The organism is Streptomyces sp. HUAS YS2 (assembly GCF_033343995.1).
In the GTDB taxonomy this organism is placed as follows: domain Bacteria; phylum Actinomycetota; class Actinomycetes; order Streptomycetales; family Streptomycetaceae; genus Streptomyces; species Streptomyces solicathayae.
In genome coordinates this window covers 5,953,811-5,966,318 of record NZ_CP137573.1, presented here as the reverse complement: position 1 = coordinate 5,966,318, position 12,508 = coordinate 5,953,811, and the positions used below count along the sequence as shown (strand labels likewise).

Genomic DNA, 12,508 nt, shown 5'->3' with positions numbered 1-12,508 from the left:
TCTCGGGAGGTTCCATGAGCACCACGCCCACACCCACGCCCCAGGCCACACCCGCAGCCACACCCGCAGCCGGAGCCACGCCGGACATCCGGTCCGCACTCGCCGGCTTCTGCACCGGCGTCGCCGTCATCACCGCACTCGACCCCGACGGCCGTCCGGTCGGCATGGCGGTGCAGTCGTTCTCGTCCGTCTCGCTGGACCCGCCGCTGGTCTGCTTCTGCCCGGCGCACACCTCGACGACCTGGCCGGCGATCCGCGCCGCCGGCCGGTTCGCGGTCAACGTCCTCGCCGCCGACCAGGAGGAGCTGTGCCGCCGCTTCGCGGTGACCGGCGGCGACAAGTTCGCCGGGGTGCGCTGGAGCCCCGGCCCGAACGGCGCGCCCCTGCTCGACGGCGCGCTCGCGACCGTCGTCTGCGAACTCGAGGACGTCCTGGACGGCGGCGATCACGCGATCGCCCTCGGCCGGGTCACCTCGCTGACCGCGCACCGGGACGACGCCGCGCCACTGCTCTACTTCCGCCGCACCTACGGGCGGGTACCGGGCTCCGGCGCCTCGCTCCGCCCGCGCGCCTCGAGCTCCTCGATGTCGGCGAGCATGGCGTCGGCCAGGTCGCGCTCGGACGCGTAGTACCGCTCGGCCCACTTGAGGGTGAGCATGGGGTACTTCCACGCCTCCTCGGACTCCGCTCCGGACACGTCCGCCTCGGCGCGCCGCCGCATCGACTCGGCGAACTCCCGGTGCTTGCCGAGCACTTCACGCATCTGCTCGGGTTCGAGGAGATGCCCGAGCCAGAGCCGCAGCATCGGCCCGTGCTTGAGCACCGGCGGATCGACGGGCGCGGTGCGGGCCCACGTGCGGACCGCCGTCATCCCCTCGTCCGTGATCCGGTAGACGCGCTTGTCACGGGTCCCGGTCTCCTGGGCGACCATCCGCGAGGTCGCGAAGCCGGCCTTCTCCAGGCGCTTCAGCTCGCCGTAGATCTGACTGAACGACGGGCTCCAGTAGAAGAAGCGCAGCGACCAGTCGGACCACTTCTTGAGGTCGTAGCCGGACAGTTCCTCACCGTAGGAGAGCAGTCCGAGCACCGCCCAGCTCGTCGCGGGAAGCCCCGGAATCTCCGGATCCTCTGCCTGACCAGCGGTCTTCTTCTCCGTCACGTCGTCCGTCACGCGCCAAAGTCTACGCACCCCTTCCACCGCCCACGTATGCCTGCTAGAAGTATTCCTATTCGAAATACAGGAGGTCCCGTGAAGTTCTCCATGATCTTCGAGGCACAGCTCGTCGACCCCACCCCCGAACGCGAACGCCAGGTCATCCACGACTGCGTCGAACAGGCCGTGTACGCCGAGGAGATGGGCTTCGACCGGATCTGGGCGGTCGAGCACCACTCCCTCACCCAGTACGCGCACATGAGCGCCTCCGAGATCTTCCTGACCTGGGTCGCGGCCCGGACGAAGAAGATCCGCATCGGCCACGGCGTGGTCACCATGCCGTTCGGCTACCAGCACCCGGTCCGGGTCGCCGAGCGCGCCGCGATGCTCGACGTGCTGTCCGGCGGCCGCGTCGACATCGGCGCCGGCCGGGGCGCCACCAAGCAGGAGATGCGGATGTACGGGGTGAACCCCGAGGACACGTATCCGCAGATGGAGGAGGCGCTGCGGATCTTCTCCGCCGCCTGGCGCGAGGAGCAGTTCGAGTGGCACGGCTCGCTCGACATCGGCCCCGGCGCGATCCTGCCGCGGCCGGTCCAGGACCCGCACCCTCCCCTGTTCATGGCGTGCTCCAAGCACGACACGCTCAAGCTCGCCGCCGAACTCGGCATCGGCGCGCTGGTGATGGGCTTCGCCGGGGCCGACGACGTGCGCGCGATGCGCAAGGTGTACGACGAGGCCATCGCGACCCGGGGCACCGACCGGCTGGTGTCGACCGAGGTCAACGACCACTTCTCGGCACTCTGCCCGACGATCGTGCTCGACGACGCGGCGGCGGCGCTGCGCATCGGCACCCGCGGGCAGCGGTTCTTCGCCGAGTCGATCGCGCACTGGTACGGCAACGCGCCCGCGCCGACCGGCTACTCGGACGACGAGGGCGCCGAGGACCACGTGGCGGCGATGACCCGGGGCCGCGAGGAGCTGGTCGCGAAGCTGCACGACGCGAACATCCCGGCGCGTCCGGTCGACACGGGGACGTACAACGCGGAGCACGCGTACGGCGACGCCGCCACGGCCATCGACTACGTCGAGCAGCTGCGGCAGATCGGCGTCGACGAGGTGATGTGCCTGATCCAGATGGGCACGGTGCCGCAGGAGGCCTGCATGGAGACCATCCGCCAGTGGGGCGAGAAGGTCATCCCGCACTTCCGGGCGCTGGAGACCTCGTCGTGAGCACGCTCGCCGGCAAGGTCGTGATCGTCACCGGCGCGGCCCGCGGCCAGGGCGCGACGGAGGCGCGGCTGCTGGTGGCGGCGGGAGCGCGGGTCGTGCTGACCGACGTACGGGAGAACGAGGGCCGGGCGGTCGCGGCGGAGCTGGGCGACGCGGCGGTGTTCGTCCGGCACGACGTGACCTCGGCGGAGGACTGGGCGAGGGTCACGGCGACGGCCACGGAGACGTACGGACGTCTGGACGCCCTGGTGAACAACGCGGCGCTGTGGCGCACCGCGCCGGTCCAGGACGAGACGGCCGATAACTTCGAACTCCTGCTGAGGGTCAACCTGTTGGGCCCGTTCCTGGGTATCCGGGCGGTGCTGCCCGCGCTGCGGGAGGCGAGCGGCGGTTCGATCGTGAACGTCTCGTCGACCGCCGGCCTGGTCGGGATCCGCGGCCACGCGGCGTACGGCTCCTCGAAGTTCGGGCTACGCGGCCTGACGCGGTCGTCGGCGCTCGACCTGGCGCCGTACGGCATCCGCGTCAACTCGGTCCACCCGGGTGCGATCGACACCCCGATGACGGCGGCGGTCGCCGACAAGGACTGGTCGCACGTGCCGCTGGGCCGGATGGGCCGCGCGGAGGAGGTCGGGGAGCTGATCGCGTTCCTGGTCTCGGACGCGTCCTCGTACGTCACGGGCACGGAGTTCACGGTCGACGGGGGGCTGACGACGGGATGACCGACCCCCTGACCCCGACGGCCCGCGCGGTCTGCGACGCGATGTCGGCCCACTTCCCGCCCCCGGGCGCTCCGGAAGCCCTGCGCACCGCCGCCCGCGCGGGCCTCCGCCCACCGCCGGAGTCGCCGTCGACGACGGAGGACCGGGAGGCGGCGGGGGTACGGGTCCGCGTGTACACCCCGCCGGACGTTCCCGGCGCCCCCGTCGTCGTGTTCGCGCACGGCGGCGGGTGGGTGCTGTGCGACCTGGACACGCACGACGGGCTGTGCCGGGGGCTTGCCGAGCGCACCGGGGCGACCGTCGTGTCGGTCGACTATCGGCGGGCGCCCGAGCACCGGCATCCGGCCGCCGAGGACGACGTGTTCGCCGTGCTGCGGTGGGCGGCGGAGACGTACCCCGGCCGGCCGCTCGTCGTCGCCGGGGACTCCAGCGGCGGCAACCTCGCCGCCGCGGCGGCGCTGCGGGCCCGGGACGGCGACGGGCCGGCGCTCGCCGGACAGCTCCTGCTCTACCCGGTGCTCGACCATCGGCTGGACGGCGTCTCGGCCGAGGCGTACGCGGAGGGCTTCTTCCACACCACCGCCCACATGCGCTGGTACTGGGAACAGTACCTGGGCCCGCACGGCGACCCCGTGTCCGCCTCTCCCGGCCTCGCCGCCGACGTCGCCGGACTTCCCCCGGCCCTGATCGTCCTCGCCGACTGCGACCCGCTCCGCGACGAGGGCCTGGCCTACGCCCGCCGCCTGTCGTCGGCGGGCGTCACCTCCCAGGTCCAGCTGCACACCGGCATGTTCCACGGCTTCCTCGGCGCGCGGGGCGTCCTGCCGGAGGCCGACGCTGCGCTGGCATCGGCGTCGGCCTGGCTGCGGCTAGTGGCGGCGCCCCGAGACGGACATGGCGAGGGCCACGACCCAGCCTATGAGCGTCCAGCCCAGGAAGATGTTGACGACCAGGACGGATCCTCGGTTGGGCGCGTTCCTGGCGAAGCCGATGAAGGCCGGCAGGAAGTAGAGCACCAGGCCGACCAGGGCGACGGGTAAGAAGGAATCCATGCTCATGCCAAGACGTTAGGCGGCGGCCCCTCGAAAGGCCATACCACCAAAGGCCCACCCTGTCCGCCCCGAAGGCCGGCAGCGTAGTCCCCGCCGCCGGCCTTCGCCTTTGCCTCGATTTCGGTTGCGATCGAGACGATTACCTCACCCCGACACATCAGAACTACGCGAAGCGCCAGGACTTCGCGACCTCCTCGACTTGCGGAACCATTCGCATCTGCACATCGTCATAGGAGTCGAGTTCGCCCCGCACAAGCTTCCTGGAGATCACCTTCATGTACCCGAGACCACGCCGACGACGCGCGCTCGCGGCCGTTTCCGTGCTGCTGCTCGGCGCGCTCCTGTCGCCGATGGCGACCGCGAGCGCCTCCCCCGCGGCCCCCGAGACCCCCGAGTCCGCCCGGATCGACCTGGTTCTCGACCTGTCCGGGTCGATGAACGAGAACGACGCCGGCGGCGAGACCCGGCTCGCCGCCGCCAAGCAGGCGGTCACCCGGATCATCGACACGGCCCCCGAGGAGGCCCCGCTGGGGCTGCGCGTCTACGGCGCCACGTACCCCGGAGAGGACAAGAAGCGAGGCTGCGCCGACACGCAGCAGGTCCTGCCGGTCTCTCCGATGGACCGGCCGGCGCGTGCCGCAGCCAAGAAGCGGGTCGCCGGCTTCAAGGCGGTCGGGTTCACCCCGATCGGCGTCTCGCTCCGCGCAGCCGCCGAGGACCTCGGCGCGAAAGGCGAGCGCCGCATCATCCTGGTCTCGGACGGTGACGACACCTGTGCGCCGCCGCCTCCGTGCGAGGTGGCCCGCGAGCTCAAGGCCCAGGGCATCGACCTCGCCGTGGACGTGGTCGGGTTCAGGACGCCCTCCTCGGCGCGTGCGCAGCTGAAGTGCATCGCGAAGGTGACCGGCGGGTCGTACGCCGACGCCGACGACGCCGACTCGCTGACGGCCGACCTGGGCGCCCTGTTCCGCAAGGCGTGGCGGACCTATCACGCCACCGGAAGGCCGGTCGCGGGCTCCCTGACCGGCTGCCAGGACGCTCCTCTGGTCACGCCCGGCCAGTACCTGGACAGGTTCACCGGTGGGCGTGACCTCTACTACCGCGTCAAGAAGCGGCCGGACCAGCTGCTCCAGGTGAGCGCCACCGCCGTCGCCGAGGAGGGGTACGGTCGCGGTTCCCTCATCACCGTCGCGGCCGGCCCTCCGGGCGACGGTGAACCCCGCGCCTGGCTTCGGGAGTTCGAGCAGTCGATGGGGTGGGCGAACGTCATCACCACCGGAGGCCGCAGCAAGCCCGGATCGGACAACGAGAAGCCCGCGCCGGGCGACGTCGGCTGCATCATGGTCGAGAACGACGTGACCGATTCCGGCGACAAGCCGATGCCCGTCGAGCTGCTCGTCGGCATCGCCGACAGGACGACCCGGGCGGCCGGCGCGCCGACCCCGAAGCCCCGCACCGGAGCCGACGCCGAGGGCGGCTTCTCCTTCAACAGCGCCACCCCCATCGGACCGGGCACCCACCGGCAGTCCATCGCCGTCGGTGAGGCCCCCTTCTGGCGGGTGGAGCTGAAGGCGGGCCAGAAACTGACGGTCAGGGCCGGCGTGGACATCCCGGCCGACTTCCCGAACACCGGCGGCACGACCGGGTGGAACCTCGACGTCTACAACGCCCAGCGCGAGTCGACGCAGTGCAACGAGAAGAACGACTCCACCGAGCTCCTCACGGGCAGGCGCGGGCACATCGAGCGGGTCTGCGGACCCTGGGAGATCACCGAGCAGGACGGCGCGAAGAGCTCCGACCCCAAGGGCTACGACGTGCCCGGCACGTACTACATCCAGGCGCAGATCGCCGAGCCGGACGCCAGGGCGAAGGGCCTCGTCGTACCGATCTCGCTGACCGTGGACATCTCCGGCACACCCCGCTCCGGAAACGGCCCGGTGTTCTCCTTCGGTGACGACGCCGCCCAGGGCCCCTCGCGGCCCGGTACGAACGGGAACGGCGGCACCACGACGGCCGCGAAGCACGAGGACTCGCCTCTGGAGAAACTCGCGCTGCCGGCCGGTGTCGGCGCCGGGGTCCTCCTGCTCGGCGGCATCGCCTTCTACGCCCTCAGGCGCCGCACGGCAGCCTGAGCCCGAACCCGCGCCGACAAGAACCGCGGCGCTCGTCCAGAGTCCGGTCGGGGACAGGGCGAGCGCCGCGTAGTTCCGTACGTCGTTGTACGGGACATTCAGGGGGTGGTGCGTCAGACCGTCAGGGAACGGTCCGTCGGGCGGATCGGGGCCGGCAGGTCGCTGGCGCCGGTCAGGAAGCGATCCACACCGCGGGCCGCCGAGCGGCCCTCGGCGATCGCCCACACGATCAGCGACTGACCGCGACCCGCGTCGCCGGCGACGAACACGCCATCGACGTTGGTGGCGAAGTCCGCGTCACGGGCGATGTTACCGCGCTCGTCCAGGTCCAGACCGAACTGTGCGACCAGACCGTTCTCGACGTCCGTGCCGGTGAAGCCCATCGCCAGGGTGACGAGCTGCGCGGGGATCCTGCGCTCCGTGCCCGGCTTCTGGGTCAGCTTGCCGTCGACGAACTCGACCTCGACCAGGTTCAGGAACTGGACGTTGCCGTCCTCGTCGCCCTCGAAGTGGGTGGTGGAGACGGAGTAGACCCGCTCGCCGCCCTCCTCGTGCGCCGAGGTGACCTTGTACAGCATCGGGAAGGTCGGCCACGGCTGGCCCGCGTTCCGCTCCTCGCCCGGCCGCGGCATGATCTCCAGCTGGGTGACCGAGGCCGCGCCCTGGCGGTGGGCGGTGCCCACGCAGTCCGCGCCGGTGTCGCCGCCGCCGATGACCACGACGTGCTTGCCCTCGGCCGTGATCGGCGAGGTCACGAAGTCGCCCTCGACGACCTTGTTGGCGAGCGGCAGGTACTCCATCGCCTGGTGGATGCCGTTCAACTCCCGGCCCGGGACGGGCAGGTCACGAGCGGTGGTGGCGCCCGCGGCGATGACCACCGCGTCGAACCGCTTGCGCAGGTCCGTCGCCGTCACGTCGCGGCCGACCTCGACGCCGGTGCGGAACTTGGTACCCTCCGCGCGCATCTGCTCGATGCGGCGGTTGATGTGCCGCTTCTCCATCTTGAACTCGGGGATGCCGTAGCGCAGCAGGCCGCCGATGCGGTCGGCACGCTCGTACACGACCACGGTGTGGCCGGCCCGGGTCAGCTGCTGGGCGGCGGCGAGACCCGCCGGGCCCGAGCCGATGACCGCGGCGGTCTTGCCGGACAGGCGCTCGGGGGCCTGCGGCTTGACGTCGCCGCCGTCCCACGCCTTGTCGATGATGGAGACCTCGACGTTCTTGATGGTGACGGCCGGCTGGTTGATGCCGAGCACGCACGCGGACTCGCACGGCGCCGGGCACAGCCGCCCGGTGAACTCCGGGAAGTTGTTGGTGGCGTGCAGCCGCTCGGACGCCTGCGACCAGTCCTCGCGGTAGGCGTAGTCGTTCCACTCGGGGATGAGGTTCCCGAGCGGGCAGCCGTTGTGGCAGAACGGGATGCCGCAGTCCATGCAGCGGCCGGCCTGCTTGCTGATGATCGGCAGCAGGGAGCCGGGAACGTAGACCTCGTTCCAGTCCTTGACGCGCTCGCCCACGGGGCGGGTCTCGGCGACCTCGCGCCCGGTGGTCAGGAAGCCCTTGGGGTCAGCCATTGGTCGCCGCCTCCATCATCTTCTCGGTGGTCTCCTGCTCGGAGAGACCGGCGAGCTCAGCGGCGTCCTTGGCGGCGAGCACTGCCTTGTACGTGGTCGGGATGATCTTGCTGAAGCGACTCGCCGCCGCGTCCCAGTCGGCAAGGAGCTTCTCGGCGACGGTCGAGCCGGTCTCTTCATGGTGGCGGCGCACGACGTCGTGCAGCCACGCCTTGTCGGAGTCCGAAAGGGCCTCGATCGCGCCCAGGTTGCCGGAGTTGACGTTGTCCCGGTCGAGGTCGATCACGTACGCGATGCCACCGGACATGCCCGCCGCGAAGTTGCGGCCGGTCTCGCCGAGGACGACCGCCGTACCGCCGGTCATGTACTCGCAGCCGTGGTCGCCCACGCCCTCGGAGACCACCAGCGCGCCGGAGTTGCGGACGCAGAAGCGCTCGCCGGTGCGGCCGCGCAGGAACAGCTCGCCGCCGGTCGCGCCGTAGCCGATGGTGTTGCCCGCGATGGTCGAGTACTCGGCCAGGTGGTCGGCCCCGCGGTCCGGGCGGACGATCACGCGGCCGCCGGAGAGGCCCTTGCCGACGTAGTCGTTGGCGTCGCCCTCCAGGCGGAGCGTGACACCGGCCGGCAGGAACGCGCCGAAGGACTGGCCGGCCGAGCCGGTGAACGTGATGTCGACGGTGTCGGCGGGCAGACCCGCGCCGCCGAACTTCTTCGTCACGTGGTGGCCGAGCATCGTGCCGACGGTGCGGTTGATGTTGCGGATCGCGACCTGGGCGCGGACCGGCTGGGCCTCCTCGGCGGAGGCCGCGTTCAGGGCCTCGGCAGCGAGCTCGATCAGCTCGTTGTCGAGGGCCTTCTCCAGACCGTGGTCCTGCTCGATCAGGGCGTGGCGGACCGCGCCCTCGGGCAGCTCGGGGACGTGGAACAGCGGGGCCAGGTTCAGGCCCTGCGCCTTCCAGTGGTGCACGGCGCGGCTGGTGTCCAGCAGCTCGGCGTGGCCGACGGCCTCCTCGATGCTCCGGAAGCCCAGCTCGGCGAGGAGTTCGCGCACTTCCTGGGCGATGAACTCGAAGAAGTTGACGACGTACTCGGCCTTGCCGGAGAACCGGTCGCGCAGCACCGGGTTCTGGGTGGCGATGCCGACCGGGCAGGTGTCCAGGTGGCAGACGCGCATCATGACGCAGCCGGAGACGACGAGCGGCGCGGTCGCGAAACCGAACTCCTCGGCGCCGAGCAGCGCGGCGATGACGACGTCGCGGCCGGTCTTGAGCTGGCCGTCCGTCTGGACCACGATCCGGTCCCGCAGCCCGTTGAGTAGCAGCGTCTGCTGGGTCTCGGCGAGGCCGAGCTCCCAGGGTCCGCCCGCGTGCTTCAGCGAGGTGAGCGGGGAGGCGCCCGTACCGCCGTCGTGGCCGGAGATGAGCACGACGTCCGCGTGGGCCTTGGACACACCGGCCGCGACCGTACCGACGCCGACCTCGGAGACGAGCTTCACGTGGATGCGCGCCGCCGGGTTGGCGTTCTTGAGGTCGTGGATCAGCTGAGCCAGGTCCTCGATGGAGTAGATGTCGTGGTGCGGCGGCGGCGAGATGAGGCCGACGCCCGGCGTCGAGTGACGCGTCTTGGCGACCCACGGGTAGACCTTGTGGCCGGGCAGCTGGCCGCCCTCGCCGGGCTTGGCGCCCTGGGCCATCTTGATCTGGATGTCGTCCGCGTTGACCAGGTACTCGCTCGTCACGCCGAAGCGGCCGGAGGCGACCTGCTTGATGCTGGAGCGGCGCGCCGGGTCGTACAGACGGTCCGGGTCCTCGCCGCCCTCACCGGTGTTGGACTTGCCGCCCAGCTGGTTCATGGCGATGGCGAGGGTCTCGTGGGCCTCACGGGAGATGGAGCCGTACGACATGGCGCCGGTGGAGAAGCGCTTGACGATCTCGGAGACCGGCTCGACCTCGTCGATCGAGATCGCTTCCCGGTCCGAGGTGAAGCCGAACAGGCCGCGGAGCGTCATCAGGCGCTCGGACTGCTCGTTGACCCGGTCCGTGTACTTCTTGAAGATGTCGTACCGCTTCGAGCGCGTGGCGTGCTGGAGGCGGAAGACGGTCTCCGGGTCGAACAGGTGCGGCTCGCCCTCACGGCGCCACTGGTACTCGCCGCCGATCTCCAGCGCGCGGTGCGCGGAGGCGACGCCGGAGACGGGGTACGCCTTGGCATGGCGGGCGGCGACCTCCTGGGCGACGACGTCCAGGCCGGCGCCGCCGATCTTGGTGGCCGTGCCGTCGAAGTACTTCGCGACGAAGGCGCTGTCGAGGCCGACGGCCTCGAAGACCTGGGCGCCGCGGTAGGAGGCGACGGTCGAGATGCCCATCTTGGACATGACCTTCAGGACGCCCTTGCCGAGCGCGTAGATCAGGTTGCGGATGGCCTGCTCGGGCTCCAGGCCCTCGATGAAGGTGCCGGCGCGGACCAGGTCCTCGACGGACTCCATCGCCAGGTACGGGTTGACTGCGGCGGCGCCGTAGCCGATGAGCAGCGCGACGTGGTGGACCTCGCGGACGTCGCCGGCCTCGACCAGCAGGCCCACCTGGGTGCGCTGCTTGGTGCGGATGAGGTGGTGGTGGACGGCCGCGGTGAGCAGCAGCGACGGGATCGGCGCGTGCTCGGCGTCGGAGTGCCGGTCGGACAGCACGATCAGGCGGGCGCCGCCCTCGATCGCGGCGTCGGCCTCGGCGCAGATCTCCTCGATGCGGGCGGCGAGCGCGTCGCCGTCACCGGAGACCCGGTACAGGCCGGAGAGGGTCGCGGCCTTCATGCCGGGCATGTCGCCGTCGGCGTTGATGTGGATGAGCTTGGCCAGCTCGTCGTTGTCGATCACCGGGAACGGCAGCATGATGTTGCGGCAGGACGCGGCCGTCGGGTCCAGCAGGTTGGCCTGCGGGCCGATGTAGGAGCGCAGCGAGGTGACGAGCTCCTCGCGGATGGCGTCCAGCGGCGGGTTGGTGACCTGCGCGAACAGCTGGGTGAAGTAGTCGAACAGCAGCCGCGGGCGCTCGGACAGGGCCGCGATCGGCGAGTCCGTGCCCATGGAGCCGATCGGCTCGGCGCCGGCACGGGCCATCGGGGCGAGGATGACGCGGAGCTCTTCCTCGGTGTAGCCGAAGGTCTGCTGGCGACGGGTGACCGAGGCGTGGGTGTGCACGATGTGCTCGCGCTCGGGGAGGTCGGAGAGCTCGATCTCACCCGTCTCCAGCCACTCCACGTACGGCTGCTCGGCGGCGAGGGCGGACTTGATCTCGTCGTCCTCGATGATGCGGTGCTCGGCGGTGTCGACGAGGAACATCTTGCCGGGCTGCAGGCGCCCCTTGCGGACGACCTTCGCGGGGTCGATGTCGAGGACGCCGACCTCGGAGGACAGCACGACGAGGCCCTCGTCGGTGACCCAGTAGCGGCCGGGGCGCAGACCGTTGCGGTCGAGGACCGCGCCGACCTGGACGCCGTCGGTGAAGGTGACGCAGGCCGGGCCGTCCCAGGGCTCCATCATCGTGGAGTGGTACTGGTAGAAGGCGCGCCGGGCCGGGTCCATGGAGTCGTGGTTCTCCCACGCCTCGGGGACCATCATCAGGACCGCGTGCGGCAGCGAGCGGCCGCCGAGGTGGAGCAGCTCCAGGACCTCGTCGAAGGAGGCGGAGTCGGAGGCGTCCGGGGTGCAGACCGGGAAGATCCGCGACAGGTCCTTGTCGGCGCCGAAGACGTCGGAGGCGAGCTGGGCCTCGCGGGCGGTCATCCAGTTCCGGTTGCCCTTGACCGTGTTGATCTCGCCGTTGTGCGCGACGAAGCGGTACGGGTGGGCCAGCGGCCAGCTCGGGAAGGTGTTGGTGGAGAACCGGGAGTGGACCAGGGCCACGGCGGTGGCGCAGCGGCGGTCCGACAGGTCCGGGAAGAAGGGCTCCAGCTGGCCGGTGGTCAGCATGCCCTTGTAGACGATGGTGCGGGCGGAGAGCGACGGGAAGTACGTGCCCGCCTCGCGCTCGGCGCGCTTGCGCAGCACGAACGCCTTGCGGTCCAGCGCGATGCCGGTGTTCTCGCCGTCGGCGACGAACAGCTGCCGGAAGACCGGCATGGTGGAGCGGGCGGAGGCGCCGAGCAGCTCGGGGGCGACGGGGACCTCGCGCCAGCCGAGGACGTTCAGACCCTCTTCGGACGCGATCGTCTCGATCTGCGAGACGGCCTGTGCGGAGCCGTCAGCAGGGAGGAAGGCGATGCCGACCGCGTACGCGCCCGCCTCGGGGAGCTCGAATCCGGCGACCTCGCGCAGGAACGCGTCCGGGACCTGGAGCAGGATGCCGGCGCCGTCGCCGGAGTCGGGCTCCGAGCCGGTGGCGCCGCGGTGCTCCAGATTGCGGAGAACGGTCAGCGCCTGTTCGACCAGCTCATGGCTGGCTACACCGGTGAGGGTGGCCACGAACCCGACACCACAGGCGTCGTGTTCGTTACGGGGGTCGTACATCCCCTGCGGGGCGGGGCGACCGTCCATGGGCGACCAGGCGTCGGAACGCATCGGCTCTCCCGTCGTCGTCGTGGCATGTGCAGTGCCGAGGGACGACGTTGGCCCTCCGCGAAATTTCGTGCAGGTTACATGATGGCT

Annotated in this window: 8 protein-coding genes and 1 pseudogene; 5 read left to right on the top strand and 4 right to left on the bottom strand. The window is 70.9% G+C overall.

The genetic code is table 11. The features are described 5' to 3' along the window. The first annotated feature begins 14 nt into the window (after positions 1 to 14). Complete coding sequence (locus tag R2D22_RS27630) at positions 15 to 629, top strand: flavin reductase family protein (protein ID WP_318107394.1); 615 nt, start codon at positions 15 to 17, stop codon at positions 627 to 629. Here R2D22_RS27630 and R2D22_RS27625 read toward each other — a convergent pair. Beyond that, on the bottom strand, positions 527 to 1,171 hold the full coding sequence (locus R2D22_RS27625) for a PadR family transcriptional regulator (RefSeq protein ID WP_411977085.1): 645 nt from the start codon (positions 1,169 to 1,171) through the stop codon (positions 527 to 529). The genes R2D22_RS27630 and R2D22_RS27625 overlap by 103 nt on opposite strands. Positions 1,172 to 1,249: 78 nt before the next feature. Here R2D22_RS27625 and R2D22_RS27620 point away from each other — a divergent pair, with 78 nt between their 5' ends. The 3 genes and pseudogenes from R2D22_RS27620 to R2D22_RS27610 all read left to right on the top strand — a co-directional run. After that, positions 1,250 to 2,386, top strand: coding sequence for an LLM class flavin-dependent oxidoreductase (locus R2D22_RS27620; RefSeq protein WP_318107393.1), 1,137 nt, complete (start codon positions 1,250 to 1,252; stop codon positions 2,384 to 2,386). Further along, the gene (locus R2D22_RS27615; protein ID WP_318107392.1) at positions 2,383 to 3,108 is read left to right on the top strand and encodes a glucose 1-dehydrogenase; all 726 of its coding nucleotides are present in this window, start codon (positions 2,383 to 2,385) and stop codon (positions 3,106 to 3,108) included. Before R2D22_RS27620 ends, R2D22_RS27615 begins: the two co-directional genes overlap by 4 nt. Then, positions 3,105 to 3,902, top strand: a pseudogene (locus tag R2D22_RS27610) (alpha/beta hydrolase); the annotation flags it as partial. The gene R2D22_RS27615 and the pseudogene R2D22_RS27610, both read left to right, overlap by 4 nt. 75 nt (positions 3,903 to 3,977) lie before the next feature. Here the strand turns inward: R2D22_RS27610 and R2D22_RS27605 are convergent. Next, a complete protein-coding gene (locus R2D22_RS27605; RefSeq protein WP_318110011.1) occupies positions 3,978 to 4,160 on the bottom strand; it encodes a superinfection immunity protein in 183 nt (60 codons plus the stop codon). A gap of 275 nt (positions 4,161 to 4,435) precedes the next feature. On the opposite strand from R2D22_RS27605, the gene R2D22_RS27600 reads away from it, so the two are divergent. Then, a complete protein-coding gene (locus R2D22_RS27600) occupies positions 4,436 to 6,292 on the top strand; it encodes a vWA domain-containing protein (RefSeq protein ID WP_318107391.1) in 1,857 nt (618 codons plus the stop codon). Between the two features lie 113 nt (positions 6,293 to 6,405). Here the strand turns inward: R2D22_RS27600 and R2D22_RS27595 are convergent, their stop codons facing one another. After that, complete coding sequence (locus tag R2D22_RS27595) at positions 6,406 to 7,866, bottom strand: glutamate synthase subunit beta (RefSeq protein ID WP_318107390.1); 1,461 nt, start codon at positions 7,864 to 7,866, stop codon at positions 6,406 to 6,408. Continuing rightward, the gene (gltB, locus tag R2D22_RS27590; protein ID WP_318107389.1) at positions 7,859 to 12,421 is read right to left on the bottom strand and encodes a glutamate synthase large subunit; all 4,563 of its coding nucleotides are present in this window, start codon (positions 12,419 to 12,421) and stop codon (positions 7,859 to 7,861) included. Before gltB ends, R2D22_RS27595 begins: the two co-directional genes overlap by 8 nt. Positions 12,422 to 12,508 lie beyond the last annotated feature (87 nt).